The sequence below is a fragment of the Pseudoalteromonas sp. CO109Y genome, from assembly GCF_004208935.1.
Lineage (GTDB): Bacteria > Pseudomonadota > Gammaproteobacteria > Enterobacterales > Alteromonadaceae > Pseudoalteromonas > Pseudoalteromonas shioyasakiensis.
This window is the reverse complement of the sequence record NZ_SGPD01000013.1, coordinates 17,485-44,453: the sequence shown is the minus strand read 5'-3', so window position 1 is coordinate 44,453 and position 26,969 is coordinate 17,485. Positions and strand designations below refer to the sequence as shown.

General features: G+C 41.9%; 26 protein-coding genes and 2 tRNA genes. 20 read left to right on the top strand and 8 right to left on the bottom strand.

Annotated elements, in window-relative coordinates:
- The first annotated feature begins 91 nt into the window (after positions 1-91).
- The 6 genes from EXT43_RS05065 (at position 92) to folX (ending at position 6,906) form a co-directional block, all read left to right on the top strand.
- The gene (locus EXT43_RS05065) at positions 92-3,457 is read left to right on the top strand and encodes an ATP-binding protein (RefSeq protein WP_130166503.1); all 3,366 of its coding nucleotides are present in this window, start codon (positions 92-94) and stop codon (positions 3,455-3,457) included.
- 15 nt (positions 3,458-3,472) lie between these two features.
- The gene (locus EXT43_RS05060) at positions 3,473-4,099 is read left to right on the top strand and encodes a DUF480 domain-containing protein (RefSeq protein WP_062566253.1); all 627 of its coding nucleotides are present in this window, start codon (positions 3,473-3,475) and stop codon (positions 4,097-4,099) included.
- Positions 4,100-4,166: 67 nt separating this feature from the next.
- Positions 4,167-5,003, top strand: coding sequence for an ammonia-dependent NAD(+) synthetase (gene nadE / locus EXT43_RS05055; protein ID WP_054563697.1), 837 nt, complete (start codon positions 4,167-4,169; stop codon positions 5,001-5,003).
- Between the two features lie 248 nt (positions 5,004-5,251).
- Positions 5,252-5,971 carry a dihydromonapterin reductase gene (gene folM, locus EXT43_RS05050; RefSeq protein WP_062566254.1) on the top strand — a complete coding sequence of 240 codons (720 nt, stop codon included), beginning with the start codon at positions 5,252-5,254 and terminating at the stop codon, positions 5,969-5,971.
- A gap of 18 nt (positions 5,972-5,989) precedes the next feature.
- Entirely contained in the window at positions 5,990-6,544 is a 555-nt protein-coding gene (gene folE, locus EXT43_RS05045; protein ID WP_055199245.1) for a GTP cyclohydrolase I FolE, read from the top strand.
- A 2-nt stretch (positions 6,545-6,546) separates the two neighbouring features.
- On the top strand, positions 6,547-6,906 hold the full coding sequence (gene folX, locus EXT43_RS05040) for a dihydroneopterin triphosphate 2'-epimerase (RefSeq protein WP_054554637.1): 360 nt from the start codon (positions 6,547-6,549) through the stop codon (positions 6,904-6,906).
- Here folX and EXT43_RS05035 read toward each other — a convergent pair.
- Positions 6,903-7,337, bottom strand: a complete 435-nt coding sequence (locus EXT43_RS05035; RefSeq protein ID WP_130166502.1) for a YqaA family protein — start codon at positions 7,335-7,337, stop codon at positions 6,903-6,905. The two genes, folX and EXT43_RS05035, sit on opposite strands and share 4 nt — an antisense overlap.
- A 57-nt stretch (positions 7,338-7,394) precedes the next feature.
- Positions 7,395-7,766 carry a DUF4870 domain-containing protein gene (locus EXT43_RS05030; RefSeq protein ID WP_054563699.1) on the bottom strand — a complete coding sequence of 124 codons (372 nt, stop codon included), beginning with the start codon at positions 7,764-7,766 and terminating at the stop codon, positions 7,395-7,397.
- A gap of 205 nt (positions 7,767-7,971) precedes the next feature.
- Here EXT43_RS05030 and EXT43_RS05025 point away from each other — a divergent pair, with 205 nt between their 5' ends.
- Genes EXT43_RS05025 through EXT43_RS05010 form a run of 4 tightly spaced genes read left to right on the top strand, consistent with a single transcriptional unit; the run spans position 7,972 to position 11,670 of the window.
- Complete coding sequence (locus tag EXT43_RS05025; protein ID WP_130166501.1) at positions 7,972-8,673, top strand: spondin domain-containing protein; 702 nt, start codon at positions 7,972-7,974, stop codon at positions 8,671-8,673.
- A 9-nt stretch (positions 8,674-8,682) separates the two neighbouring features.
- Positions 8,683-9,411, top strand: a complete 729-nt coding sequence (locus EXT43_RS05020; protein ID WP_062566256.1) for a spondin domain-containing protein — start codon at positions 8,683-8,685, stop codon at positions 9,409-9,411.
- 58 nt (positions 9,412-9,469) lie between these two features.
- A complete protein-coding gene (locus tag EXT43_RS05015; protein ID WP_130166500.1) occupies positions 9,470-10,195 on the top strand; it encodes a response regulator transcription factor in 726 nt (241 codons plus the stop codon).
- Complete coding sequence (locus tag EXT43_RS05010; RefSeq protein WP_130166499.1) at positions 10,195-11,670, top strand: HAMP domain-containing sensor histidine kinase; 1,476 nt, start codon at positions 10,195-10,197, stop codon at positions 11,668-11,670. Before EXT43_RS05015 ends, EXT43_RS05010 begins: the two co-directional genes overlap by 1 nt.
- Positions 11,671-11,691: 21 nt before the next feature.
- Here the strand turns inward: EXT43_RS05010 and EXT43_RS05005 are convergent, their stop codons facing one another.
- Positions 11,692-13,857, bottom strand: a complete 2,166-nt coding sequence (locus EXT43_RS05005) for a S9 family peptidase (protein WP_130166498.1) — start codon at positions 13,855-13,857, stop codon at positions 11,692-11,694.
- Positions 13,858-13,986: 129 nt separating this feature from the next.
- Positions 13,987-17,388: a S8 family serine peptidase gene (locus tag EXT43_RS05000; RefSeq protein WP_062566260.1), complete on the bottom strand. Its 3,402-nt coding sequence runs from the start codon at positions 17,386-17,388 to the stop codon at positions 13,987-13,989.
- 244 nt (positions 17,389-17,632) lie between these two features.
- Between EXT43_RS05000 and EXT43_RS04995 the strand changes: the two genes are divergently transcribed.
- The gene (locus EXT43_RS04995; protein WP_054554628.1) at positions 17,633-18,103 is read left to right on the top strand and encodes a DUF2721 domain-containing protein; all 471 of its coding nucleotides are present in this window, start codon (positions 17,633-17,635) and stop codon (positions 18,101-18,103) included.
- A gap of 103 nt (positions 18,104-18,206) precedes the next feature.
- Positions 18,207-18,659: a cytochrome c gene (locus EXT43_RS04990; RefSeq protein ID WP_058585373.1), complete on the top strand. Its 453-nt coding sequence runs from the start codon at positions 18,207-18,209 to the stop codon at positions 18,657-18,659.
- Positions 18,660-18,721: 62 nt separating this feature from the next.
- Here the strand turns inward: EXT43_RS04990 and EXT43_RS04985 are convergent, their stop codons facing one another.
- Complete coding sequence (locus EXT43_RS04985) at positions 18,722-19,372, bottom strand: cytochrome b/b6 domain-containing protein (RefSeq protein WP_062566261.1); 651 nt, start codon at positions 19,370-19,372, stop codon at positions 18,722-18,724.
- A gap of 151 nt (positions 19,373-19,523) precedes the next feature.
- Here EXT43_RS04985 and EXT43_RS04980 point away from each other — a divergent pair, with 151 nt between their 5' ends.
- The 3 genes from EXT43_RS04980 to EXT43_RS04970 all read left to right on the top strand — a co-directional run bounded on the left by EXT43_RS04980 (position 19,524) and on the right by EXT43_RS04970 (position 21,117).
- Positions 19,524-20,231: an AzlC family ABC transporter permease gene (locus EXT43_RS04980; protein WP_063529257.1), complete on the top strand. Its 708-nt coding sequence runs from the start codon at positions 19,524-19,526 to the stop codon at positions 20,229-20,231.
- Positions 20,228-20,527 (top strand): AzlD domain-containing protein, encoded by a 300-nt coding sequence (locus tag EXT43_RS04975; RefSeq protein WP_063529256.1) that lies wholly within the window; start codon positions 20,228-20,230, stop codon positions 20,525-20,527. Before EXT43_RS04980 ends, EXT43_RS04975 begins: the two co-directional genes overlap by 4 nt.
- Positions 20,528-20,634: 107 nt before the next feature.
- Entirely contained in the window at positions 20,635-21,117 is a 483-nt protein-coding gene (locus EXT43_RS04970) for a glutathione peroxidase (RefSeq protein ID WP_130166497.1), read from the top strand.
- Between the two features lie 52 nt (positions 21,118-21,169).
- Here EXT43_RS04970 and EXT43_RS04965 read toward each other — a convergent pair whose 3' ends face one another.
- Positions 21,170-21,358, bottom strand: coding sequence for a hypothetical protein (locus EXT43_RS04965; RefSeq protein WP_082389337.1), 189 nt, complete (start codon positions 21,356-21,358; stop codon positions 21,170-21,172).
- 391 nt (positions 21,359-21,749) lie between these two features.
- On the opposite strand from EXT43_RS04965, the gene EXT43_RS04960 reads away from it, so the two are divergent.
- Entirely contained in the window at positions 21,750-22,550 is an 801-nt protein-coding gene (locus EXT43_RS04960; RefSeq protein ID WP_054563710.1) for a YggN family protein, read from the top strand.
- Between the two features lie 61 nt (positions 22,551-22,611).
- Here EXT43_RS04960 and EXT43_RS04955 read toward each other — a convergent pair whose 3' ends face one another.
- Positions 22,612-24,054 carry a PLP-dependent aminotransferase family protein gene (locus EXT43_RS04955; RefSeq protein WP_054563711.1) on the bottom strand — a complete coding sequence of 481 codons (1,443 nt, stop codon included), beginning with the start codon at positions 24,052-24,054 and terminating at the stop codon, positions 22,612-22,614.
- Between the two features lie 101 nt (positions 24,055-24,155).
- On the opposite strand from EXT43_RS04955, the gene EXT43_RS04950 reads away from it, so the two are divergent.
- Positions 24,156-25,085: an EamA family transporter gene (locus EXT43_RS04950; protein ID WP_054563712.1), complete on the top strand. Its 930-nt coding sequence runs from the start codon at positions 24,156-24,158 to the stop codon at positions 25,083-25,085.
- Positions 25,086-25,138: 53 nt separating this feature from the next.
- Here the strand turns inward: EXT43_RS04950 and EXT43_RS04945 are convergent, their stop codons facing one another.
- Positions 25,139-25,987, bottom strand: a complete 849-nt coding sequence (locus EXT43_RS04945; protein ID WP_062566263.1) for a YegS/Rv2252/BmrU family lipid kinase — start codon at positions 25,985-25,987, stop codon at positions 25,139-25,141.
- Between the two features lie 323 nt (positions 25,988-26,310).
- On the opposite strand from EXT43_RS04945, the gene EXT43_RS20650 reads away from it, so the two are divergent.
- The 3 genes from EXT43_RS20650 (at position 26,311) to EXT43_RS04935 (ending at position 26,915) form a co-directional block, all read left to right on the top strand.
- Positions 26,311-26,451 carry a hypothetical protein gene (locus EXT43_RS20650; protein ID WP_165385084.1) on the top strand — a complete coding sequence of 47 codons (141 nt, stop codon included), beginning with the start codon at positions 26,311-26,313 and terminating at the stop codon, positions 26,449-26,451.
- Positions 26,452-26,678: 227 nt separating this feature from the next.
- Positions 26,679-26,769: transfer RNA gene (locus EXT43_RS04940), tRNA-Ser, on the top strand.
- A gap of 53 nt (positions 26,770-26,822) precedes the next feature.
- A tRNA-Ser gene (locus EXT43_RS04935) sits at positions 26,823-26,915 on the top strand.
- Positions 26,916-26,969: the final 54 nt, after the last annotated feature.

Below are 26,969 nucleotides of genomic sequence, written 5' to 3'. Positions count from 1 at the left end.
ATTGAAATTAGGTTTATAGATTTGCTGTTCATTGTTAATTACCACAGAAATTGTCTATAGTAGGTAAATAGTATAAAACCTGATATTTCTCATGCCGCTAGCGACCGAAACAGATAATAAAAAACTACAAAAACTGAAGCTAGCCTTCTGGTTTTCACTTGCCTGTATCATCGTGATTGGTCTTGTAATCGACCAAATTAATTACAGCCGCGAGAAAGATGCTTTTCGTGCACAGGAGCTGGCAAAAGTAAGTGCCTATCGTGCAGAGCTCGAAGCCACCTTAATATCTAACATTCAACTTGTACGCGGCTTGGCGGTTGCCGTTGCGGCTGAACCCAATTTAGACCAAGCCCGCTTCACGCAAATTGCCAGCCCCCTATTTTCAACGTCTTCAGAGCTTAGGAACATCGGCGCAGCACCGGATATGGTTATTCAGATGACTTATCCTCTTGTGGGTAATGAGAAATCTATTGGGCTCAACTTTTTAGAAAACCCAGCGCAGCGTGACGACGCAGTTAGAGCACGGGATGAAAACCGTATTGTTATGGCCGGCCCATTAGAGTTGGTGCAAGGTGGTCAAGCATTGATAGCAAGAATGCCCGTATTCACTCCACCAGAGCTCACTTTTTGGGGGTTACTCTCTGTTGTCCTCGATATAGATAAAATCTATACAAACTCGGGGTTAATCGCACTGAGTCAGCATTATGATGTTGCCCTGCAAGGCAGAAATGGCCTTGGTGCTAAAGGTGATTTTTTCTACGGTTCACAAGACGTGCTCAATACCAACCCTTTGAGCTTTAGAATTAACTTTCCAGGTGGTGAGTGGCAGATGTACGCCACACCAAAATCTGGATGGCAGCCACCAAGTTCTGCTATTTGGCCGCTTAGACTGGCCATTATTCTATTTTGTATTTTATTTGCTGGCGCCTCTGTATTCTTTTTACGCATGGTCGAAAGACAGTACAAAAGCGAACGTATGTTAGAAACTATGAGTAGTCTTGCTAAAGTCGGCGCTTGGTCTTTTAATCTAGAGACAAGAACCGTCTATTGGTCTGATATGACCAAGCAAATTTTTAAGTTTCCTCTTAATGTACAGCCAGAGTGGCCTGCTAACTTTACACTTTTTAAGGCTGGTGAAAGCCGGGATAAAATTCGTCGCCTTAACGAGCGTGCAATCAAGTATGGTGAGAGTTTTGAGACTCAAGTGCAAATCATAACTGCTGAAGGTGATGAAGTTTGGGTGCTGCTACATGGTGAAGCCGAGCATAAAAATGGCCGTTGTATAAAACTTTTTGGTTCACTACAAAATATTGATACCCGTAAGCGAGATGAGCTAGAAAACAACAAAATAGCCTTACATAATGAGATTTTAGCCTCTCTTACCGTTAATGATGCTGTACTGACGGGTAACCTTAACTTATCTAAACATGTTATTGTGCAAGCAATTTGTCACGCTTTTGATATTGATCGCGCTAGTATTTGGCTATTTAGTGACGATCGCCAATCGCTCAATACCTTTGCTATTCACGACCAAAGTCAGCCTGAATTTAGTGAGCCGATTTCACTCCAGCAGTTTGAATTTCAAAATTATTTTGATGCTATTAACAATCACGCTGTAATTAATGCCAGTGATGCACAGCAACATCCACTGACTAGTGACCTACGTAGCAACTATCTTGATTGGTTTAATATACGCTCAATGCTGACTGTGATAATCCCCACAGGTAGCAAAACAATGGGGGTTGTGTGCGCCGAAAAATGTCATAACCGCAGACATTGGAGTAAAAATGAAGAAAGCTTTTTAATCGCAGTTGCGGCACTCATTGGTAGTTTACACGCAAGTCAGCGCCGTATAGAGACCGAACAACAACTCGTTCAAGCAAAAGAAGCTGCTGAACAAGCAGTAAAAGCCAAAAGTGAATTTTTAGCAAGCATGAGTCATGAGATCCGCACCCCTATGAATGGCGTGATCGGGATGCTCAATATCATCAAACAAACCAAACTAGACACCCAGCAAAACCACCATATAGATTTGGCGCAATCATCGGCTGAATCACTATTGCATATCATTAACGATATTTTAGATTTCTCTAAAATTGAGGCCGGTAAGCTCGATATTGAAAATGTTAGCTTTAATGTATCAAAACTACTTGGCGATACTATCGAATCGTTTGCCATTAAAGCAGAACAAAACAATACCAAGTTGCTGCTAGATACCACACACCTTAATCACGGCTTTATCATTAGCGACCCAAACCGGATTAGGCAAATTATCAATAACCTAGTTAGCAATGCGGTTAAATTCACAAAAGATGGTGAGATTATCGTCATCGCCAAACTCGAAACAAACAACGAAGAATTGTTCTTGAACTGCTCTGTTATTGATTCGGGTGTAGGTATCAAGCCCGAAAAGCAAGCCACTTTATTTGACTCATTCACGCAAGCGGATGCATCAACTACACGCCAATACGGCGGTACAGGGCTTGGCCTTGCAATAGTAAAACAGCTGTGTCAGTTAATGGATGGTGATGTCAGTGTGGTTAGTTCATACGGGGAAGGCAGCACCTTTAATTTTACTGTAAAAGTTAAACGTGATCATACAAAGCAAGCGCCAGAGCCAAGCCACATTATAGATAAAAAGCATATTTTAATTGCTGATAATTGTAAGCTCAGTAGCAATATTGCCAAAAAACAATTGCAGCTATGGGGAGCAGAGGTCGAGACCTATAGTGATATGCCAAGCTTACTCAATCGTGCTGCAATGCCAACCGATAATGGCTGCGATGCAATTTTAGTGGATTATCTTTTTTATAGCAGCGCAACAAAAGAGCACCAACAAGCATTCTTAAAATACTTTAATGCCACCAGCTGTAAACGGATTTTGATGGCCCCAATGAGTCTTACTGAAAAACAAACGAGACAAACATTAAAAGTTGAGAGTATTATCTTTAAACCATTAACGCAGTCTGATTTATTTAATTCTCTGGCAAACGACAAGTACATTGAACAGCAGCAGGTTAATAAAGAAACCTTAATAACTAAGGTCGTGACCAGTAGCGATAGCGCTGAATCGCAAGTCTTACTGGTTGAAGATAATAAAGTGAATCAGATGGTGGCAGGTTCGTTGCTAAAACAAGCAGGCATTAGTTTTGATATCGCTGAAAATGGCCTTGAAGCGATTGCAAAGCTTTCAAGCCGCGAGCAAAGCCCCTACCAATTAGTGTTAATGGATTGCCAAATGCCAGAAATGGATGGTTACCAAGCAACGCGAGCCATTCGGGCAGGTGAAGCAGGCGCAGCTCATCAGGGGGTTAATATCGTCGCACTCACTGCAAATGCGATGCAAGGTGACAAAGAGCGTTGTTTAAACGCAGGCATGAACGACTATGTCACCAAACCCCTTAAATTTGACTCGCTCAATAAAAAGTTAACAGTGTGGCTAAGCACTGAAGAATAAAAAGAGAGTAAAACCATGCAATTATCATCAATTCAACAACGTGTTATTGGCTGTTTACTCGAAAAGCAAAGTACAACACCCGAACATTACCCGTTATCTTTAAATTCACTGACTAATGCATGTAATCAAAAGTCGAACCGTGAACCTGTATTGTCTTTAACTGAAGCGCAAGTACAAGATACCCTCGATGAGCTTATTGCATCACGCTTAGTGACGGTTGATGAAGGGCTGTCAGGGCGTGTAAATAAATATGCTCACCGCTTTTGTAATACCGAATTTGGCAGTTTGCAGTTTACTGAGCAGCAACGCGCCATTATTTGTTTGTTACTGTTACGTGGCCCGCAAACACCAGGCGAGTTGAGAACACGCAGCAACCGCCTCGCTGAGTTCAGTAACGTCAATGAAGTCGAAGCCGCATTAAACGCACTCATTGCACAAGAACATGTGGCACGCTTAGCACGAGAGCCCGGCAAACGAGAGAGCCGCTACATGCACTTATTTGTTGACCCAGACAGCATTACTGAGGATATGGCTGCTAATGAGCCAATGCAGGATAATAGTAGTGAAGTGCAGCAATTACGAAGTGAAATCGAAGAACTTAAGCAACAAATTAACGCAATAAAAGCGCATTTAGGTCTTTAATAAAAACCGCGCCCGTAACATAATGTACAAGACGCTGACAACCACAACGAAAAATAGGAGCTCTACCATGCGTGCCGACATTCTGGCGGAAATGAAAGTCCAACCAACTATTGATGTAAAAGCGGAAATCACCCGTCGTGTTAACTTTCTTAAAAGCCGACTTATTGCTGCGCACTCTCGCTCACTTGTATTAGGGATCAGTGGCGGTGTTGACTCATCAACCTGTGGCCGTTTATGCCAATTAGCGGTTGATGAATTAAACCAAGAACATAACACCAACGAATATCAATTTATTGCTGTGCGCTTACCTTACGGCGTACAAGCAGATGAAGACGAAGCACAACTAGCCGTAGATTTTATTCAACCAAGTAAGCGTATGACGGTTAATATTAAAGCGGCTGTCGATGGCATGCATGAACAAGCAATGGCGGCAGTTGTTGGTGGTGGCGCTGAATTACCAGAGCAAGCTAAAATCGACTTTATCAAAGGCAATGTAAAAGCGCGCCAACGCATGGTTGCGCAGTATGAAATTGCCGGTTTCAGCCAAGGCTTAGTTGTTGGTACCGATCACAGTGCTGAAAACATCACTGGCTTTTACACAAAATTTGGTGACGGAGCATGTGACCTGGCACCTTTATTTGGCTTATCAAAGCGTCAAGTTCGTGCGCTTGCTGAGCACTTGGGAGCGCCAGCTGTCCTTGTACATAAAGCCCCAACGGCCGACTTAGAGTGTGATCGCCCAGGTCTAACTGATGAAGAAGCGCTTGGCCTCACTTACGATCAAATTGATGATTTCTTAGAAGGTAAAGAAGTCAGCAATGAAGTCGAAGAAAAGCTAACAGCAATTTACTTACGTACTCAACATAAGCGCCAAGCGATCCCAACGGTATACGACGAGCTTTAAAAACGGTTAAAACACTAAAAGGGCAATAATAATTGCCCTTTTTCCTTCCTCGTACAGACCCTTAGCAATATTCAAAACCTTCAATCACTCATTATCGGCCGCGCTAAATGATCTAGAGCGCTATGCTTGACGTAAAAATTAGCAACATGATTGCAGTAAAGATGAAATAGTTCTGTAATTTGGTTTATAGTTGTTACAGTTAAATACATTACATTTCAAATCAAAAATCTAAGGTTTTATATTAGTTTATGTCATCGCCCATTTTAATTACTGGCGCAGGCCAACGTATTGGACTCGCTCTGGCCGAGCACTTTTTAGCGCAAGGGCAAGAAATCATAGTCACTTACCGTACCCGCCATGAAGCAATTGATGTGCTTGCAGGTAAAGGCGCTATTTGCATCCATGCTGATTTTAATAGTGACCAAGCTATCGGGCATTTTATCGAAGAATTAAAAACCCATACCAACCAGCTCAAGGCAATTATCCATAATGCGTCTAGCTGGGATTGCGAAGCAAATAACCACGATTACGCAGACCTATTCGATAACATGATGCGTATCCACGCCAAAGCGCCCTATTTAATTAATTTAGCAGCTTCTGATTTGCTACTGCATTATCAGCAAAACAGTGGCCAAGCCGCAGATATTATTCACTTAACCGATTATGTGGTTGAAAAAGGCAGCCCTAAGCACCTTGCTTATGCAGCAAGCAAAGCAGCGCTTGATAATTTAACCAAGTCGTTTGCCGCTAAATTTGCACCAGACATTAAAGTGAATGCTATCGCCCCTTCGTTAATTATCTTTAATGAACACGATAGCGACGAATACAAAGCCAAAACATTAAAGAAATCGCTAATGGGCATTGAGCCCGGCTGCGCCGAGATTATTAACAGCGTAGAACTATTACTAAGCAGTCACTACATCACAGGTCGTTCTATGCCTGTTGATGGTGGCAGACATTTAAAATAACGAATTACTGAGAAAGCTATGCACGATGATTTAAAAAATAGTTACCAACAAATAATTACCGCAGTAGGTGAAGATCCTGCTCGTGAAGGATTACTCGACACACCAAAACGCGCAGCAAAAGCGATGGAGTATCTGACTAAAGGCTATCGTCAAACATTAGATGAAATCACCAACAATGCGGTATTCACTTCAGATGCCGATGACATGGTATTGATCCAAGACATTGAGCTTTACTCTATGTGTGAGCACCACTTGCTGCCATTTGTTGGCCGCTGCCATATTGCTTATATTCCTGATGGCAAAGTGCTTGGTTTATCTAAGTTTGCGCGAATTGTTGACATGTTCGCACGTCGTTTTCAAATTCAAGAGCAATTAACCCATCAAATTGCTAAAGCGGTTGAAGAAGTAACTGGCGCGAAAGGTGTTGGTGTAATAGTTGAAGCAAAACATATGTGTATGATGATGCGCGGTGTTGAAAAGCAAAACTCAAGCATGCGTACTTCGGTTATGTTAGGTAACTTCAGAGCCGATCCAAAAACCCGTAACGAGTTTTTACAACTAGTTAGAGGGTAATGATGGCCAATGCAATTATTAATGTCACTAACCTCAGGCTACGAACCTTTATAGGTTTTAACCCTGAGGAACGTGAGAAAAAACAAGATGTAGTGATTAATTTAGAAATTCACTACCCTGCGGATCAAGCTTGTGAAACTGACGCAGTCGATAAAGCGCTAAACTACAAGACCATTACTAAAGAAGTGATCAGCCTTGTCGAAGAAGGCCACTTTTTGCTGTTAGAAAAACTGGTTGCTGAAATTTTAGCAATTTGCCACCAGCATCAAAGTGTTCACTATGCCAAAGTACGCGTCGATAAACCTCATGCGCTGCGCTTTGCTGATTCAGTATCACTGACCCTAGATTGGCAAAAAAGCTAGAATAACTTTTCTAGTCCCACCGCAAAGGCAAGCACAGCTAAATAACGTGCGCCTTTGCCTAAGGTCACGAGTAACAAAAAGATTGAAAACTTAACCCTAAAAATTCCGCCAACAACCGTTAAAGGGTCGCCGACAATAGGCAGCCAAGCAAATAGCAAACTGTAAATACCGTATTTATTAAATTGCTGTTCGGCTTTGTCTATCGACTTTTGTGAAACGGGAAACCATTTACGGTCTTTAAATCGCATGACTTGCGTGCCCAGCCAATAATTCACACAACTCCCAAGCACATTGCCTACAGTTGCACTTAACCATAACAACCAAAGTAGATAATCACCACTGGCTATCATAGCTGTCATTACTAATTCTGAAGAGCTAGGTAATAAGGTTGCGGAAATAAACGCGCTGAAAAATAACGATAAGTAGGCCATAAACATCACATAAAAAAGCTCAGCAAATGGCTGAGCTTTTAGTATATGGCAATTAGTTTACTTTATAAATTCTATCGCCATAGGGTATTTAACTTCTTTACCATCGTTGGCTTTAATCGCCGATACGACCACCATAATCAATGAGAATAGCGCAACCAATGGCAACAGAATGACACCAACGACAACAAACATCAGCATAAAGCACACAATGTAAGCAATCATCATGGTTAATTGAAAGTTTAATGATTTGCGACCATGCTCAGCAACAAGTGGCATTTCTTCTTTTTTTACAAGCCAAACAATCAAAGGCCCAATCACCGAACCAAACGGGAAAAGCAAGCCTGCTAAGGCACTTAAGTGACAAAACATTGCCCATGTGCGCTGCTCTTTATCTGCCACAATTATTTCAACTTTTTGATTATCATCCATTTTAAATTCCTTGTTATGGGTCTGTTTGTTTCTCTACTATAAACCGTAATGACTTTTTACCCTAGTTAAATTGGTTAAATTTAAAACTCTCAACCAGCAAAAAAGGCTGTAATCAGCGTTGTGATAAAAATGTGATAACTTCGTGAGGGTTTCTGGATATTGCTATTCGATACTGGTTTTGAATCATCAAAAACAGGAATCTCACATGAAAGCTTTACCTTTAACTTTATTCGCTGCATGCGCAGTAACTAGCCTTGCAAGCCAAGCTGCTGAGCTTGATATAAAACTAACTAACCTCACGCAAGGTTTACACTTTACCCCTATTCTCATTACTGCCCATAACAGTGACAGCAAACTTTTCAGCGTTGCTATGCCTGCTTCTACAGCCCTACAGACTATGGCTGAAGGTGGCAATCTCGAGCCATTGATGACTGAAGCCACAGCCGCAAACAGCGACATGGTTGCCAACCCAGCTGAAGGTTTATTAGCCCCAGCAAGCTCAACAATGGCTAGCTTATCCACCAAGGATGGCAATAACTACTTATCTCTAACAGCCATGCTACTGCCTACCAATGATGGCTTTGTAGGTTTAGATAGTTGGATGATCCCAACAGAGGCTGGTACCTACACAGTTTATCTCAATGCCTATGATGCTGGCACCGAAGCCAATGATGAGCTTGTTGTTGAGGGTTCAGGTATGCCGGGCACGCCAGGCATTCCTGCCGCACCGGGTGGTAATGCGGGTATGAATGGTAGCGGCGTCACCAGTAGCGAAACCAATATGATGGTGCATATTCATCCGGGTAATTTAGGTGACGACGATTTAGAAGCAGGTATGAGTGACCTCGATAACACCGTACACAGATGGTTAAACCCAGTTGCGATGCTAACAGTTACGGTTAAATAGGAGGTTATTATGCGCTTTTCAAAAAGCTTAATTATCCTCGCATTGAGTGCCGGCCTTGCGGCCTGTGGGGATTCAGATAAATCATCAGACAACATGGATGAAGCGCTGGAAGAAATGACAATGGAAATGGGTGAGATGGCAACAAATCATCAATTTATGGTGGAGGTAGTCAATCTCACCGCTGCTCAACCTTTCTCCCCTGTTGCTGTGATTGCTCACACCGATGGCATGCTTTGGAAAATTGGCGAGCCAGCATCTGAAGCACTTGAAATTATGGCTGAAGGCGGCGATAACAGCGAGCTACTCGCAGCAGAAATGACAATGCAAGCAGCTTCAGCAGAAAGCCCATTACCACCAGGTGAGCAAGTCACGTTGACCCTGACAACGGGAGAGCTTGATTCATTAAAAATTAGCTTAGCGACCATGTTGGTGAATACAAATGACGCGTTTACCGGTCTTAATGCTATAGACGTGTCTTCGTTAGCGGTTAATGAGTCACTGTCTCGTACTAGTTTTGCCTATGATGCAGGCACAGAGGCTAACTCTGAAGCACAAGGCACGATCCCTGGTCCTGCCGACTCAGGCGAAGGCTACAACGAAATGCGTGACGATATTAACCGTGTTGCAATGCACCCAGGTGTGGTTAGTCAAGATGATGGCCTGACAAACTCTGTGCTCACAAGCCAGCATAAGTTTGATAACCCGGTTGCTCGGATCACGATAACGCGGACGCAATAATAATCGCACTCCTTACACCGAGGTCATAAGGATGTGCCTCTGTGATTTGGAGTGAGCCATGCGCCAAGAAAAATTATTAATCGTCGAAGATGATAGAGCAATCCGCCAACTTATCAGCACACAATTGCACTGCCTAAACTTACATATTGATGAAGCCTCGAGCGCTGAAGCTGCAATAAAGAAGCTTGCCAGCTCAAGTTACGGCTTAGTACTGCTTGATATTAACCTGCCACAAATGGATGGCTTGAGCTTATGCCGCAAAATTAAAGAGCACTACCCAAGTATTGCCGTTATTTTACTGACCGCACTCAGTAGCGATATGGACAGAGTGATTGGTTTGGAAATGGGCGCTGATGACTATATTTGCAAGCCTTTCTTCGCCAGAGAATTACAAGCACGAATAAAAACACAATTACGGCATAGGTCACAACTTATGGCAGCTCAATCACATCATGAAGATAGCGCTCAAGCGGCAATTCAGCTTGGAGAACTACACATTGAATTTGCCAGCCACCAAGCATTTTTAGCTGACCAAGCAATTAACTTAACCGCCACCGAATTCGATTTACTGGTCTATTTTGCTAAACACCCAAACCATGTTTTTAGCCGCCAACAATTACTAGACCAAGTATGGGGCTATCAACACAGCGGCTACGAGCATACGGTTAATTCCCATATAAACCGTTTACGCAGTAAGTTTGAGCAACATCACCCAGCAAACTTTATCGAAACAGTTTGGGGGGTAGGCTATAAACTAAACCCCGGTCAATTGAGTGCAAGCTAATGAAATCAATGACGCTATATCAAAAACTCGCTTGGTCTTTGGTGCTCATTTTTAGCCTGTTGTGCGCACTGGTTTTAAATTGGAGTAAGCAATTAGAACAAAGCTCGGTACATCATGCTCAGCAAAACTTGCACCTCCAACTAGCCGAACATTTAGTGCATGATAACCCACTGATCCAGCAAGGTGTGTATGACTATAAGGCACTAGAAAACTTATTTCACACGCTGATGATACTTGGTCCGGCTTTTGAGTTTTATTTTGTAGACCCAGAAGGTCATTTACTGACTTATTCAGCCAAACCGGGGCAAGTCGTAAGGCAAAAAATAAACTTAAGCCCAATACAGCAGCTACTCGACAACCCCACTGCCACGCCAATTTATGGTGACGATCCACGTAGCAAGGATGGCGTAAAAATTTTTTCGACCGCACCAGTTTATAATCAGCAACAACTGCAAGGCTATTTGTACGTGATAATTGGCGGGCAAGCTTACGATACAACCCTTAAAAACATAAAAGCCAATGATAACCTTTGGCTAGCCGCAATGTGGTTTGTAGCCGCCTTAGTTGCGCTCTTTATTGCGATGTTGCTGTTATTTCGGTTTTTCACCTTACCGCTCAAAAAACTCAATAAAGAGCTTAATAAAATAGAAGCGGCTAACTACAGCCTAACCAAAATGTCATTGGACTCTAGCTATACAGCTGATGATGAAATTGGCAATTTAAGCAAAGGCGTCAATGCCATGCTGGCGCGTATTGATGAGCAGTTTCAGTCATTACAGCACGCTGATAAGCAACGCCGTGAGTTACTCACTCATTTATCACACGATTTACGTACGCCGCTCTCTTCACTGCACGGCTTTCTAGAGGTGATCAATAAACCGGATAGCCACTTAAACGAGCCCGAGCAACGTCATTATCTCAACCTTGCAATGGATAACTGCCAGCAACTAAAACAGCTGATTGAACAAGTTTTTGAGCTGGCTAATTTAGAGTGCGGCCAAGTGAAAATACAATCCGAGACCTTTAATTTGGGCGAGTTGATTTATGATTGTGTGGCAAAGCTTGCTCTAACAGCGCAATCAGCTGGGATTTCGCTCAAGGTTATTCCCGAAATTTGCGATTTTACCGTGACAGCAGATATTGCAAAATTAGAGCGGGTGCTTACAAACTTAATCGAAAATGCCATTCGGCACACCCCAAATGGCGGTGAAATAGCCGTTAAAGTTAGCCAGCAAAGTGATCAGTTATACGTGGCAGTGTCTGATACCGGGGTTGGTATTCATGAGGATGAACTCAATGCGATTTTCGAACCTCACTATCAGGCGCGTAATAGTATAAAACGAGGCTCAACAGGCTTGGGACTTGCTATTTGCAAGCAACTGCTCAACCTAATGGATAGTGAAATAAACGTAAAAAGTACCTTAGGAAAAGGCAGTGAATTTCGTTTTAATTTAGCGATGCAGGCATCCGCTTAATCACGGATGCCTGTGTTGTTATTATTTTTCGATACCCGCTAAATCGAGCATAAAGGCGTAATATAAAGCGGTATCCTGCAAGCTTTTAAAGCGCCCAGAAGCGCCGCCGTGCCCTGCTTCCATGTCGGTTTTGAACAGCAACAGGTTATCATCGGTTTTATATTCACGTAGCTTAGCAACCCATTTTGCAGGCTCAAAATACTGAACTTGAGAGTCGTGTAAGCCGGTGGTGACTAACATATTTGGGTAAGCCTGCTTCTTAACTTGGTCATACGGCGAATATGACAGCATGTAATCGTAATAGACTTTATCGTTCGGGTTGCCCCACTCGTCATACTCATTCGTTGTCAGTGGTAAGCTGGCATCTAACATGGTCGTGACTATATCAACAAAAGGCACTGCTGCAATCACCCCTTTATAAAGTTCAGGCGCTTGATTCACAACAGCCCCCATTAGTAAGCCACCTGCACTGCCACCCATGGCAAAAATATTATCCTTATCACCATACTTTTGAGCTGCTAATGATTTAGTCACATCAACAAAGTCATTAAAGCTGTTTTGTTTTTTCAGCAACTTGCCGTCTTCGTACCAAGGACGACCCAGCATTTGTGAGCCACGTATATGCGCAATCGCAAACACAAAACCACGATCAAGTAAGCTTAATCGAGAGCTAGAAAAGCTCGGATCCATGGTCGCACCATACGAACCATAACCATATTGCATAAGCGGATTAGAGCCGTCTTTTTTGAACATGTCTTTACGATAAACAAGGCTCACAGGAACATCGACACCATCTCGGGTGGTCACGTAAACTCGCTCAGAGGCATAATTGTCAGGATTAAAATCACCTAACACTTTACGCTGTTTAAGCAGGTTTTTTTCACCACTTTCTAGGTTGATATCGTAGCTGCTGCCTGGCGTCGTCATACTTGAATAGTAAACACGTAAGTTAGGGTTATCTAACTCACCATTACCATAACTAAAGACCATATAGGTTGGGTCATTAAACGCAACGACTTGCTCTTGTTGGTTACGAAGGTCACGAATAGTGATACGGGTTTGCCCCATTTCTCGCTCTTCGTATACTAAATGATTGTTAAATAACTCAATGCCTTCAAGCTTTACGTTATCACGACCAGCAATTAGCGTTTGCCAATTTGCTTTATCATGCGCTTTATCGCGATGCACTTTCATCAGTTGAAAGTTAACTGCATTTAAATTGGTAACGATGTAATACCAATCGCCTAACTTTTTGATGTCATATTCAAGCCCTGCTTCGCGTTCAATAAAACGTTTTGGCATTGCTTTGACATCATTTGCATCAATAACCGAGACGCCCGATGCACTGGTGCTGCCATGGCTAATATAGATTTCTTGTTGGTCTTTACTCTTGTAAATACCGGTGTAATAACTGGTATTTTTCTCTTCGTAAACGAGTTCGTCGTCGGCTTGCGGGGTGCCTAGCGTATGGCGATATACTTGGTAGCCTAACAGCGTTTGTAGGTCTTTTTTGATGTAGTAAAAGGTTTTGTTGTCATTAGCCCACACGACATCACCTTCTGTACCTTCAAGGCTTTCTGTGAGCATTTTACCTGTGGTTAAATCTTTTACTTTAATTGTGTAAATACGACGACTCACAGTGTCTTCACCATAAGCCAGCAAATTGCCATTTGGGCTGACAGCTAAACCTGTTACGGCAAAATAATCATGATTTTTAGCAAGCTCATTCACATTTAAGATAACCTGCTTACCTTCTCCTTGGCTATCTTTGCTGCGCACATAAACCGGATATTCGTCATCACCGCGCGTTTGTGAGAAATAGTAATATTCCCCTTTTTTTGTCGGTACGGTATCGTCATCCTTCTCAATACGTCCTTTAAGCTCTTCGAACAGGGTGTTTTGTAGCGTTTGAGTATGCGCTAACTTACTTTCAACATACGCATTTTCAGCATTCAAATGAGCAATAACAGCGGCATCTTTGCGCTTATCATCACGCATCCAATAGTAGTTATCGATACGTGTGTCACCATGAATGGTCATTTCATGAGGTATTTTTTTGGCGACGGGTGCTGCAATCTGAACTTGCTCTGTAATAACAGCTTTTTCTTTATTATCTGGGACTTTATTACACGCTGATAGAACAGCTAAAGAGAGTGCCGCTAGGCAAAGTGAATGGCCAACTTTCATGGGATTCCTGTTTTCGTTTTATTATTCTGTCTCCAATATAAGTAAAAAAACTGCAATATATAAGTAGCCTTTGTGAAGCAATGTAAAAAGGGAGCCGAAGCTCCCTTTTATCACTTACTTATCAAGTAATTACTTTTGCTTACGACGACGCATAAATGCGAACGGTGTAGCAAGTAATGTTAACCATGCTAGTGAGCCTGAAGAAGATTTTTTCTTCTCTGGTTCTTCAACTACAACTGGTTGCTCAGACGCTTCATCAGCTAGGTTGTTAACTGTAACAGTTACCATAGCAGACTCTGAAACATTACCTGATCTGTCAGTTGCAACAACTTCTAGTTCAATTGATGTTAAACCAGCGTCATAATCAAGTACGTCTTGATTCATAACTACAACATCACCTGAAGATGTTACTGAAATAGCTGTTGAACTTGAGCTAATTACAATGAACTCTGTAACAGGGCTTGCTAAATCAGCACCATAAGTTGCTTCTAGCGTACCAATTACCGTACCGTTTTCAGTGTTTTCATCAACAGAGAACTCAGTATCAACAATAACTGGTGGAGTATTCGAGTCTGATTCAGGTGTTGCAGCATACGCTTTAGAACCCGAGTCTGAAAGAATCATGAAGTCTTCACCTGCATTGTATAAAGTAGCTGAAGCACCTGGTTCAATTGAGCTAACAGCTTCACCAGCTTCATCTACAAACATTGCATATACATCACTTGATGCATCTGTGAATGTGTAAGTACCCATTGCAACATCACCTTCTTCAGTTGCAATTGGTGTCCATGTTTCTTCTTCTGTGCGGAAACGAACATCTACAGTTGCTCGACCAATGTCATCGGCTGTTAGGCCAAATGCTTCAATACAGCTTTGCATTGTGAGGTGGTTGTTACCGATAATTTGGTAATAATTATCTAAGAAACCAGAAGCACTACCATAGCCGTGAGTAAAGGTAATTGCAGTGCCCGGCTCAACATCGTAGAACCACTCTAACTTACCATTTTGTACTGTAACATCGTAAACACCATCTTGGTCCATATCGAAGTCAGCCATGAAACCACCCACGTAAGAGTGAGTAATTCCCTCGTTTAGCACTAATGTAGTAAGTGTTACATAACCGCTTTCACAAATTTCAGCTGATACAGCAAATGTTTCGATTGATGCGCCTACTAAGTCAAAACGTTGGTCTTCATCAATATCATCAGTCATTACTGTAGGGGCAAATACAGGATCAAGTGCTACCGCACCTGTGTTTGTTACTTCATGTGCAACGCCGTTATCAGTCACAACTGGCATGAAGCTCATTGCCGCATTTGCTTTTGGTAATACGTGGTATACAAGGTGGAATGCTTCATCGCTGCCATCAGAGAAGATTAGCGCACCATCAAGCTCTAGGTTAGTTAAGTCAGCCGTGGCATCTTGAGAACCAATATTTTCCTCAGTTAAGGTCCACTCAGGTAGAGTTGCAGGATCAATTGTTGCTGTCACGTCAAATGACATTGTTTGACCTGCTGGCACTGTAATTGACTCTGGGTAGTCAAGTGAGAATGAACCACGCTCAACATCGTCTGCATAACGTTGTTCAAGAGAAAGTGTGTACACTTGGTCTTCGTTAGAGAAGTTCTTAACTTGAACTGTTTTAGTAAGCTCAACTGTTTCTGATGCGTTTACTAAACCAAACGAAAGCGCAGCTTGTTTGGTATCTGCAGCCCATGCAGCAACGGGTAAGTTAGCCGCTTTGTTAACATCAACAAGACCCGCACCGATATAACTAATTGGTGCAAGCTCAGCGTCTGGGTTAATCGCTAACGGCTCCATAGTTACATTTAGGTTTGCCGTGTTCATTAATGTCGCTTTAATTTCAAACGCGTTACGCTCTGGCAGCGCTTCTTTTAATAAGCTCACCGCACCAGCAGTAATTGGGCCCGAGAATGAAGTACCTGTTGCGCCAGTAAGACCATCACCAAGACCAGGATGAGCAGTCATGATGTTTACACCTGGTGCTGTAATCTCTGGTTTTAACAGCCCGCCCATTGAAGGACCACGCGATGTGAAATCAGCAATCGCGCCAGACATAACAAGACGCTCAACTGTTAGGTTAAACGTACCGCCCGCTTTTAGAGCTGTACCAGCTGCAAACGTTACGCCTACAGAAGGGATAGTAACAGTTGGATCTGAACCGCCCATAGGTGCTGGCGTGCCATCGTCATTATTGTTTGCAATAATAACAAACTCTGCGCCTTTAGCTTGTGCTGCTAATACTTTAACTGTAAATGCACATGCACCACGGTCGATGATAACGCCTTTACCTGTAAAATCTACGTCGTCAGCAAACGCTTCACAAGCCGTTTGATTTGCATCTGGGTACACAAGTTCCAAGTTTTCATTAGTGTAGCTAAATGCCATCTGTGGACCAAAGCTGGCTGGCTGCACAACAGCTTCTTCACCATTAACTGTACCACTACCAACTGATTCTTCACCGGTAGGGTGAGTCATCGCACCCACTGAAAGAGCGTTTTCAGTTGTACTTGGGCCACCTACGATGAATGGATAAGCACCATCATTACCAGCAGAGATAACAACGTTTGTACCAAGTTTAACTGCTTGGTTGATGAATAAGCCTACAGCATCGTTTGCAATATCACCGTAATCGCCACCAAGTGACATATTTACAACATCAACACGGTCGCTCATATCACCGTCACCATTCGGATCCATTGCACTTTCAAGAGCTAAAAGTTGTGCAAGGCCTGGACAGCCACTATTACATACAGAGTAAACAAATAAATCTACGTTTGGTGCAATACCGTTAACAGAGTGAGAAACGTGTGTACCGTGGTTTGTATCTACATCAATAGGATCGGCATCATCGTTAATGTAATCATAACCACCTAATACTTTACCTTGTGGCCAATCAACTGACGCAGGATCAGCAATAGCTGCCGCATAGGCTTCATCAGTCCCCGCACCACCAAAAGCGGTATGAGTGTAGTCAATACCTGTATCAAGCACAGCAACGCGAACACCTTCACCTGTTGCTAAACCATTAGATACTAAAGGAGTTGCTTCAATATAGTCAGCGCTGTCAGCAACATGCAATTCATAATCGTATACTGGGTAAATGCCCTCAACTTGAGAGTTCGATAGTAACTTAGCAACATCTTGCTTATTACCATTGACTACGATTGAGCTTACTAGTGTTGATGTTTTAGCGACAACTTGTACAGGCAAGTCCATACTATTGATTGCTTGCTCTACGCTTGCTTGCGCTACTTTTGCTTGCGCTTGAATTGACGCTACATCCGCGCCCATTGTTTTAGCATTAACTGATGCTGGAGCATTTAACTTAATTAACCAGCTTGTAGCTTCGCGATGAGCTTTTTGTTCTTTTTTAGTTACCGCGCTCGATTGGATTAATTTTTTGCCGGCAAGATTATATTTAGAAAAGTCATTGGCTTGTGCACTAGCGCACATTGCACTGGTTACAGCCAAAGCAACTGCAGTTCTTTTTATTAGATTTTTAGACATGGGTTCCCCTGGGATATGTTATGTTATCGTCTAAATAGTGATTGAAACAAAGTTTCAGAACCAATATAAAACGGAAACCCTAGCAAGAACAACATTTCTGTTACATAAGAATTACATTCAGCTAAAACAAAGAACACTGAGTTTAAGTAACATATTGTTTTAAAATGATTTAAAGATGCAAGCTAGAGTTGTAAATATTTGTAAATGAACAGTGTGTTGAGTTTTAGTAAATAGAGTATTGAAAATGAATTCAGAAGTAATCAACATTCTTACCATGGCAAAGGTGATTCAAACGGCTGTTGCACCCGTCTTTTTAATTACCGGTATTGCTGCAACGTTAGGCGTGCTTTCAAACCGCTTAGCGCGTATTACCGATCGAGCGAGACAGTTAGAACGTAAACTTAAAGTCAGTACGGATGAAGACTTCAATAAGTCATTAACAACGGAGCTAAGGGCACTGTTGAAACGCTCTCGCTGCATCCATATTGCATTTAGTCTAAGTGTACTCAGTGCCTTATTAGTATGTGCTGTGGTTATGTGTCTATTTTTATCGCATATTCAATCTATCAACTTGAGCGTGACAATTGCTAGCTGCTTTGTGGCTGCTATGGCGCTTTTGATATGTGGATTTTTATCTTTACTATGCGAGGTTTTCTTAGCAACAAGAAGCATGCGCCGCGGCATGATCTTCGCTGATATTGATATAAATGATTAAATTAAACTTAAGTTAAGATTAACCGCGATACACTTGAATATTATATTGAGCTAAGATAAAACTCAGTTAGTTTACTTTTATGACATCTTAAGGGGCAAAAGGAATGAAATTAAAACAATTAGTAGTGGGTGCAATGCTTTCAACAATGGCACTAGGCGCTTCAGCAAATTCTGTATTTGAAGAGCCAAGCGATGCAATCGAGTATCGTCAAGCAGCATTTTCAATGATCCGCGTACAAATTGGTGACATGGGCGATATGCTAAAAGGAAAAGTACCTTTTGATGCAGAACGTTTTCAAAAGCGTGCCGACAATGCAGCGGCATTATCTAAAATGCCTTGGGAAGCTTTCGTAGCGGGTTCTGACAAGGGTGATACATCTGCACTTGCAGCTGTATGGAGCGACAACGAAACCTTTATGAAAAAAGCAGTTGCTTTCCAACAATATGCTGATGAGCTAGCAGTAGCAGCACAAAGTGGCGATAAGAAAGTAATCGGCAAAGCATTTGGCGCTTGGGCTAAAGGCTGTAAAGATTGCCATAAGTCTTTCAAAGACTAGTCTAGTTATGATTTAAACTAAAAAGGCGCTTATTAGCGCCTTTTTTTCATGTTTTGAAGTTGCTACCCAAGCAAATAGCTGAGCGGCTCTGCACCCCAAGTCGTAAATAGCACCACTAAGCACACTGCAAAAATAACAAAAGCTATCAACGGTGATTTAGTGACAGGCTCAGTAACCGCAACTTGCTCACTATTACCCGTAAGCATAGGTTTCACTAAGTTTTTTCCTTTAATGCGGTAAATCACAATCGCTATTACATGCAACACAATGGCATACAACAAAATATCAAAGTTTAAATGATGTAACCAACCGGCAAACTCTACGGTATCTGAGGATACATGCTCGACGAGTGGACCATCCGTTAATATATCGTCACTAGTCATTAAGCCAGAGGTTAGCTGCACAATGAGTAACGCAAAAAAGGCTATCACCATATAACTACCCGCCGCGCCGTGACCCGCCTTATGTTCATTGCTTGTAAATGACTTAATTGCAGCAACAGGTGAGTGAATAAGCGCAGACAGCTTTGCCGTTTTACTACCAATAAGGCCCCAAACAAGACGTGTAATAATAAGCGCTAGAGTGAAGTAGCCTGCAGCAAAGTGCAGCTCCAACATACCTTCTTCAGCACTAAAATAGAGGGTTGCGATGGCCGCAACTAATAACCAATGGAAGCTTCTTATAAAGCCATCCCATACTTTAACTTTAGACATTGTAACTTTCCCTTTAAAGACGCTTATAACTTGCAGATATGAAATTTCAGCAATGGGTTCGGCTATACATTATTGCAAACTTCAGTTATTTTGACACACCTCTATTTCAGCTGTTTTGATCTAAGCCATAACAACAAACATGAGCGATAAGATGCATAAATCAACAATAAGAGCCTTGCTAAAAGGGTTTTTCGACATGCTCCCCTTATGTCTTGCGGTGTTACCTTGGGGGATTTTATGTGGCTCGTTAGCCGTTCAAAATGGCTTCAGTGCTTTAGAAACACAAGCTATGTCGTTGTTGGTATTTGCAGGATCAGCACAACTCGTTGCGATTGAATTAATGGCCGGCAATACCCCGCTTTTAACTATCTTATTTACCACTCTCATTATTAGCTCACGGCACTTTTTATATGGTTTAGCTATTCGCCACAAAGTCATAGATCAACCCTTTCGTTGGCGCCTGCCTGTGAGTTTTGTACTGACGGATGAATTATTTGCTTTTTCGCATCATCGCAAAGCCTATCGCACAAAAGTGCGCCTTATTTACGCACTCAGTGCCGGGTTTAGTTTTTATATTGCTTGGAATATCTGGACCTTGCTAGGTATTGTCGCAGGAAGCCTCCTTCCCGATTTAACACACCTAGGGCTTGATTTCGCCATCGCAGCCACGTTTATTGCTTTAGTTATTCCGGGTGTAAAAAACCTTGCAACACTAGCTACTGTGATCACCGCTGGCGTTGTTGCAACGCTATTAAAAAATCAGGGCTTTCAACTTTGGCTTGTCACCGCGGCTCTTATCGCTATGACGGTTGGTTATCTAATTATTCGCTGGCAAGCAAAAGAGGAGCATACGCTATGATGATCACCATTTTATTAATGGCGTGTATCACCTTCTTCACACGTTACTTATTTTTGCACCGCGCATTACCATTCAAAGTCGGCCCCAAAATGCAGCAATTCTTAAGTTTTAGCGCCCCAGCCGTACTCACCGCAATTTGGGTGCCCATTGTGTTTATTAATGACGAAGGGATAAATCTAGATTGGCAAAACCCTTACCTAAGTGCTGCTGTTGTGTCTGTTATCGTGGCCTATAAAACACATAACATATACTACACAACACTGGCAGGGATGGGATTGTTTATAATTTTAAGTTAGCTGCGATGCTTAACGCCAAGTAAGAAAAACCGCTGATTAAAATTTACCCTTTTAGAAAGATGCCAAGCAAGTTAGAATCAATGCAACAATAATAAAAAGTTATCATTATGAGCGAATTTCACCAACTTTCTGCCACCAGCCTACAAGGCCAAACCGTTGACTTTTCTGATTTTGAAAACAAGGTTGTGCTTGTTGTAAATACCGCAAGTAAATGCGGTTTCACTCCACAATATGAAGGCTTACAAGCACTGCATGAAAAATATCATGAGCAAGGCTTAGTAATAATTGGTTTTCCATGTAACCAGTTTGGCAAACAAGAACCAGGTGATGCAAAAGAAATTAAAGAAGGCTGCCTAATTAACTACGGCGTTAGCTTTTTAATGATGAGCAAAGTCGATGTGAATGGCGAACATGCTCACCCTGTTTTTAGATACCTAAAATCAGAATTACCGGGGTTTATCACCCGCAAAATAAAATGGAATTTCACCAAATTTTTAATTGGTAAAGATGGCAAGGCCATTAAGCGATATGCGCCACTGACAAAGCCTGAACAGCTCGAGTCAGACATCGCAGCTGCACTGGACAAATAACAAAGCCTAAAAGCAATAAAGAGGCAAATTGCCTCTTTATCTAAATTTATGCTTAGTCGTTCAAGTACTCGTCAAAGTCGTCATCGCCTAAGTTTCTGCGCAAGCGTTTTTGTTCAAGATAGTCTTCCAACTTCTTCTTTACGCGTTGCTTTTTCTTGTCGTGTTGATTACGCCCGACCATTTCGTACTCGTCTTCAACAAAATCGTCATCTAGCGCGTCATAACTAAATGTCTTACCCACAACCCACTCCATAAAGTGTTTGAGACCAATTCTTGAGATTAAAATTTGCTCGATGAATTGGCAAAGATTAAAAAGCTCGGTAGTAATTTAGTATCTAAAAAACCACCAAAATAAAGCCATACACCCATGCTAAATAGGTCATATGTCAATATTGTGAATAAATAGCGCTAAATTTGATTTCTGAAAAGTGAGAGTTTTTTATCGTTTCGATAAAAGTCATTTATGCATGTGTATTTTTTAGTTAATTTGACTAAAAAATGGTTAAAAAATTATTCCCCGCTATTTTTGAAAAAGCCTTAAAACACAACAAACTATTGAATTAATTGAATTTATGAATTTTGGCATTCAATTTGATTATGTATTTGTGTCATTTCAAACAGGAAAGAAAAAAATGAAAAAGTTATTGTTAGTAAGTTCTTTATTTATCGCTACCGGCGCAATGGCTCATAACGATAATGATACAAATATTTCATTCAGCGGTGAGCAGTGTGATGTTGAATTTATAAATGATGTACGCATTACACCAAGCGAGTTAGAAGTATACACAGCCGATAATCGCACTATGAAAATCATCGATCAACACACTTTATATATCGATGGTCAAAGCGTGTCGCTTGATGCTTCACAACAGCAAGCAATTGCAGATTACTCAGACAGCTTACGCAGCCAACTTCCTGAAGTAGCAAATATCGCACTTGATGGTGTAAAAATAGCTGGTGTAGCCATCGAAGAAGTCTCAAATGCTTTCAATATTGATGGCCTAAGCGACATTTCAGAATTAATGGACGATATCAGCGTAGAAGTACAAAACGCTTTCTATCAGCAAGGTGCGTTCACCATGGGTCAGCAAAATTTCGAAAAATTTGGCCAAAACTTTGAAGACCAATTCGATGAGCAAATCGAATCGGCTGTCGAGTCAGCCATGATGCAATCGATGGGCAGTATTTTAGTGGCGCTAGGCTCTGAACTTTTAGGTTCAGGTGGCGACATGGATGAGTTTGAGCAACGTATGGAAAACATGGGCGCACAAATCGAAGCGCGCGTAGAAACTCAAGCAGCTCAACTTGAAGAGCGTGCAGATGCATTATGCGGCAGCTTTGCTGATATCGCTCATAAAGAGCAAGAGCTAGTGGTTCTAGTACCAGAGCTAAAAGAGTATCAACTATTTACTTTTAAACAGAACGCAGAGTAATGAATTAACATCCCTGAACCAAAACACTTGGTCCTTTCGCGCAGAGCTTGCTCTGCGCTTTTTATTTTTTGGCCAGCACAGTCAGTTGCGATAACGTTTTAATCGCCTGCTCTAAGTTTTCAGACCAAGGCAAGCCATAACTTAAGCGAAAACAGCTACGGTACTTTTTACCCGCTGAGAATATCAACCCTGGAGTAATGCTGATCCCCGCCTCTAATGCCAAGTGGAATAACTTTACCGCATCATATTGGCTACCAAGGTCAACCCAGATAACACAGCCCCCTTGCGGGTTACTTATACGCGCACAACTTGGCATATATTGCTGCAGGCACCAAATCATACGTTCTTTATTGGTACTTAAGCGCTGTCTAAGCAAACGAATGTTACGGTCGTACTCACCGCTAGCTATAAACTCATACAAGGTCCACTGGTTTATAAGTGGCGCTGAGCAACTAAGCGCACGTTTGTGTCGCCTTGCTTGCTCTGCAAACTTACCGGCAATGATCCAACCAATGCGGTAACTAGGTGCGGCTGTTTTTGAAAACGACGCGCAGGTGATCACTAAGCCCTTTTTTGAATAAGCTTGTGCAGGAGTGGCACGCTTAGCTGTAAAATGTAAGTCGCCATAAACATCATCCTCAATAAGCACCACGTCACGCTGCTCTAAAAGTGCCACTAATTGCTCACGCTTGGCATCAGGCATAAAACTGCCAACAGGATTATTTAATGAGGTTGAAAACACACAGGCTTTTATATCATGCTCATCGAGTGCTTGAGCCAAATCATCTAGCCATATTCCTTCATCGGGGCATAGCGGTATTTCCAGTGCCTTTAAGCCTAAGCTTTCAATTAATTCGATAATGCCAAAATAACAAGGCGACTCGATAGCAATAACATCACCGGGTTTAGCGACACACTTAAGGGCAATCGCCAACGCTTCTTGAGCACCATTGGTGATCACTAATTCATCGCTATCAACCCCAATGCCAAAATCAAGATAGCGATGAATGAGTTGTTTTTTAAGTGGTGCAAAGCCATCCATCGGGCCGTAATTAATTGCCGATGCGCCCGCTAATGTCATTACTCGGCGCATTGTTCGTGCCAGTGCTTTATCTGTCGGTGCAGCGGCTACAGGGTTGGCGATACCAAATGGCACCACATTAGCTTTATGGATAGCGCTGTAGACTTGCTCAATCAAGCCTTGCTTATTGACTGTGGTCGGCTCTCGACTGAGCCTAACTCGCTTTGGTCGTGACTGATTTAACTGTGAAGACTTTAAAAAGTACCCTGACTTTTCTCTTGCTTCAATCAATCCTTGCCCTTCAAGTAATTGATACGCTTGTTTTACAGTAGGAATACTGATGTTGAGCTTGTCTGCCATTTTTCTGAGCGAAGGTAACTTTTCACCCGGTAATAACGAGCCTTGCAAGCAAAGATCTCTAACTAGCTGAATAACTTGTTGATATAAGAACTCACTGTTACTACGACTGATAACTTGTGACATAGCCCACCAAACTGTATAGGTTGCATTTCTATTTTTCTGTATATGTTAAGTATACAGAAGAGGATTAAAATGAACATACTTTCAATTTTTGGGTACTAACTATGAAAAGCGCCGCTCTCTACCTTGCTACAGTACTGATCTGGGGATCGACTTGGCTAGCTATTGAGTTTCAACTAGGTGATGTCGCTGTTGAGGTCTCTTTATTTTACCGCTTTGCCATTGCAGCTATTTTAATGTGGGCCTTTGTGCTCATGAAAAAGCTACCTATGCATTATTCACTGCGTGATCACGGATTTTTTGCTTTATTAGCCTTATTTAACTTTGGTTTAAATTATTTAGTGCTGTATTGGGCGCAGAACTATCTCACCTCAGCAATGGCCTCAATAGCGTTTTCGATGTTGCTATTGATGAACATTATTAACACCCGCTTGTTCTTCGCAAAGCCAATTGCTAAACGAATTTACTTTGGGGCTCTACTTGGCGTAATGGGTATTGCCAGCTTATTTTGGCCACAAATTCAGCAATTCGACTTGAGTAACGGTGCGTTGGTCGGGTTACTACTTGCGCTATCTGGAACCTTTGTGGCTTCATTGGGGAATATGGTCAGTGTTCGAAATTCACAACGTAACATTGGCGTACTTCAAGGCAATGCCTGGGGTATGTTATACAGCGCTTTAGGTCTAGCTGCTTATGTTTTAGTAAGCGACGTTGAGCTCACGTTGAACGCCCCAAGTAGCTATTGGGTATCGCTTTTCTACTTAGCAGTGTTTGGCACCGTAATCGCATTTGCTTGTTACTTCGCGCTACTTAAAAACATCGGCCCTGAGCGCGCAAGCTATGTGATCGTGTTATTCCCACTGGTTGCAGTGGTGTTAAGTACTTTATTTGAAGGATTTGAATGGCAAGCGAATACCTTTATGGGATTTAGCTTGGTGTTATTCGGTAATGCTATCGTGCTGACTCCTACTCGACAAATTAAAGCATTTTTTGCTGCACGTAACCTACAGCAAAAAAGCTCCGTCCCCAGTTAGAAGTGACTATGTCGCCTCTAACACCAAGCGCCGGCAAATTTGCCGGCGCTTTTTTATGGCATATGAAAACGAAGTGCTTGTTTGTGTATCTTAATCTTAGCCGGAGTAAAACCAACAAGCTCACCATCGGCTTCTATAGCCAACCCTTTCGTGGTGACCTCTGCAGTTGTTAACTGGGTATATTCTAGCGCTTGCAAACCATGATGCTTTACGAGCAGTAAATACAAAAAGCTGATCAGGTTTTTCAACAAACCGCCAGCTGGCATGCAGTAGCAATCAAGCTGACCATCATTTAACTTTGCCCGAGGGGCAATCTTTAAGCCACCACCAAAGTAATGATGATTAGCAAAAATCGTCGCTAAATTACTGTAGCTGAGTGCTTTACCATTAAACTCACCCTGAACTGACTGTGCCTTAAATGAAAATAGCTGCTTGATGCCCTGCCAAGTGTAGCCAAACGAGCTAAAACTTCCGGCTTTATTTAGTTGAGTCACGACTTCAGCGTCAAAACCTATTCCCGCCACATTAATAAAATAGCGCTGATTGATTTGTCCAACATCGATTAACTCAGTACGGCTAATAAAAACAGCGTCATACCAAGCCTGTTGTTTACACGCAAAGCCACGAGCAAAATCATTTCCTGTGCCTGCCGGAATTAACGCGATAGAGCAGCGACTCGACATTAATGCATTAACAGCTAAATGCAGCGTCCCATCACCACCAATCACCACAACTTGAGTCTGGTTCTTAGCTAAAAGCGCTATATCAGCGCAATCATTCTCAAACTTGCCTGTGGTTAAATACAGTTCAGGCTCAATCTGTCTTTTTTTACATTCTTTTAGTAGCCAATCAACACTGTTTTTATGATTTTTTTTGTCACTTGGCTTTATTATTATCAACATCAACGGTTACTTCTTTTCTTGCATGGAAAAACACCACACTCGTTCAAATTATATTAATCTGAATATTTAGTCACTTTCTCACTCTAAAAACGCATAAATAAAAAGAATAAAAACTAAAAACCTTTATTTACCTACACTTCAGCGTTAAACAAACTGCATAAGAATGCAAGATACCACTAAGTTAAAAACTTAACCCCATGTTAATAAAAGGTTTTTGGATTAGAAAAAGTTATCCGACAGACTCAATTTTTATCGTTTTATTTTTGTTCAGTTTGATTGCAAAATACTCACGTTTTCAACCAAACACAACCCGGAGCAAAGTAATGAACCCAATTAATACATTAAACCAAAACGCTGCAACTCATGTTGCCGTAAAACCAACAAACCGCAAAGCAAAAATGTTGGCAAAACTAAATCGCTACGGCAAAAAGTTAGCTCTTGGCGGCGTAGTACAACAAAAGTAATCCCCAACCATGGTTACTTTATCGGTGCAGTAAACACCCAACCACTAACGAAGATCCTTCTTTAGCTCCTCCGTTTACTGCTCCAACCCCTTTCTTTTAAGTTAAAAACAGCAATTAATTAAACCTTTTTACAAAAAACTCCCTCTTTACGCTCAAAAAACAAGCAAACAAACTTTTTCCTATTTACACAGCCGATTCAGCTAAGTATTATTCTCGCATCACGATGTGGAGAGATGGCAGAGTGGTCGAATGCACCGGTCTTGAAAACCGGCAGGGGTTTGTAGCCCCTCTAGGGTTCAAATCCCTATCTCTCCACCACTTATTTTTATTTGTTGGTTAATTTCAGCAAATTACAATCAGAATTATGCGCTGGAGAGGTGGCCGAGTGGCCGAAGGCGCTCCCCTGCTAAGGGAGTATAGGGTTTGTAGCTCTATCGAGGGTTCGAATCCCTCCTTCTCCACCATTTTATTATTAAAAACCGCTTTTAAGCGGTTTTTTTATGCCCGAAAACTTGCAC

What these genes read in the sequence shown, in the direction of transcription:
- EXT43_RS05065 (WP_130166503.1), top strand. Translation starts at nt 92, where the DNA reads ATGCCGCTAGCGACCGAAACAGATAATAAAAAACTACAAAAACTGAAG.
- EXT43_RS05060 (WP_062566253.1), top strand. Translation starts at nt 3,473, where the DNA reads ATGCAATTATCATCAATTCAACAACGTGTTATTGGCTGTTTACTCGAA.
- nadE (WP_054563697.1), top strand. Translation starts at nt 4,167, where the DNA reads ATGCGTGCCGACATTCTGGCGGAAATGAAAGTCCAACCAACTATTGAT.
- folM (WP_062566254.1), top strand. Translation starts at nt 5,252, where the DNA reads ATGTCATCGCCCATTTTAATTACTGGCGCAGGCCAACGTATTGGACTC.
- folE (WP_055199245.1), top strand. Translation starts at nt 5,990, where the DNA reads ATGCACGATGATTTAAAAAATAGTTACCAACAAATAATTACCGCAGTA.
- folX (WP_054554637.1), top strand. Translation starts at nt 6,547, where the DNA reads ATGGCCAATGCAATTATTAATGTCACTAACCTCAGGCTACGAACCTTT.
- EXT43_RS05035 (WP_130166502.1), bottom strand. Translation starts at nt 7,337, where the DNA reads ATGGCCTACTTATCGTTATTTTTCAGCGCGTTTATTTCCGCAACCTTA.
- EXT43_RS05030 (WP_054563699.1), bottom strand. Translation starts at nt 7,766, where the DNA reads ATGGATGATAATCAAAAAGTTGAAATAATTGTGGCAGATAAAGAGCAG.
- EXT43_RS05025 (WP_130166501.1), top strand. Translation starts at nt 7,972, where the DNA reads ATGAAAGCTTTACCTTTAACTTTATTCGCTGCATGCGCAGTAACTAGC.
- EXT43_RS05020 (WP_062566256.1), top strand. Translation starts at nt 8,683, where the DNA reads ATGCGCTTTTCAAAAAGCTTAATTATCCTCGCATTGAGTGCCGGCCTT.
- EXT43_RS05015 (WP_130166500.1), top strand. Translation starts at nt 9,470, where the DNA reads ATGCGCCAAGAAAAATTATTAATCGTCGAAGATGATAGAGCAATCCGC.
- EXT43_RS05010 (WP_130166499.1), top strand. Translation starts at nt 10,195, where the DNA reads ATGAAATCAATGACGCTATATCAAAAACTCGCTTGGTCTTTGGTGCTC.
- EXT43_RS05005 (WP_130166498.1), bottom strand. Translation starts at nt 13,857, where the DNA reads ATGAAAGTTGGCCATTCACTTTGCCTAGCGGCACTCTCTTTAGCTGTT.
- EXT43_RS05000 (WP_062566260.1), bottom strand. Translation starts at nt 17,388, where the DNA reads ATGTCTAAAAATCTAATAAAAAGAACTGCAGTTGCTTTGGCTGTAACC.
- EXT43_RS04995 (WP_054554628.1), top strand. Translation starts at nt 17,633, where the DNA reads ATGAATTCAGAAGTAATCAACATTCTTACCATGGCAAAGGTGATTCAA.
- EXT43_RS04990 (WP_058585373.1), top strand. Translation starts at nt 18,207, where the DNA reads ATGAAATTAAAACAATTAGTAGTGGGTGCAATGCTTTCAACAATGGCA.
- EXT43_RS04985 (WP_062566261.1), bottom strand. Translation starts at nt 19,372, where the DNA reads ATGTCTAAAGTTAAAGTATGGGATGGCTTTATAAGAAGCTTCCATTGG.
- EXT43_RS04980 (WP_063529257.1), top strand. Translation starts at nt 19,524, where the DNA reads ATGCATAAATCAACAATAAGAGCCTTGCTAAAAGGGTTTTTCGACATG.
- EXT43_RS04975 (WP_063529256.1), top strand. Translation starts at nt 20,228, where the DNA reads ATGATGATCACCATTTTATTAATGGCGTGTATCACCTTCTTCACACGT.
- EXT43_RS04970 (WP_130166497.1), top strand. Translation starts at nt 20,635, where the DNA reads ATGAGCGAATTTCACCAACTTTCTGCCACCAGCCTACAAGGCCAAACC.
- EXT43_RS04960 (WP_054563710.1), top strand. Translation starts at nt 21,750, where the DNA reads ATGAAAAAGTTATTGTTAGTAAGTTCTTTATTTATCGCTACCGGCGCA.
- EXT43_RS04955 (WP_054563711.1), bottom strand. Translation starts at nt 24,054, where the DNA reads ATGTCACAAGTTATCAGTCGTAGTAACAGTGAGTTCTTATATCAACAA.
- EXT43_RS04950 (WP_054563712.1), top strand. Translation starts at nt 24,156, where the DNA reads ATGAAAAGCGCCGCTCTCTACCTTGCTACAGTACTGATCTGGGGATCG.
- EXT43_RS04945 (WP_062566263.1), bottom strand. Translation starts at nt 25,987, where the DNA reads ATGTTGATAATAATAAAGCCAAGTGACAAAAAAAATCATAAAAACAGT.
- EXT43_RS20650 (WP_165385084.1), top strand. Translation starts at nt 26,311, where the DNA reads ATGAACCCAATTAATACATTAAACCAAAACGCTGCAACTCATGTTGCC.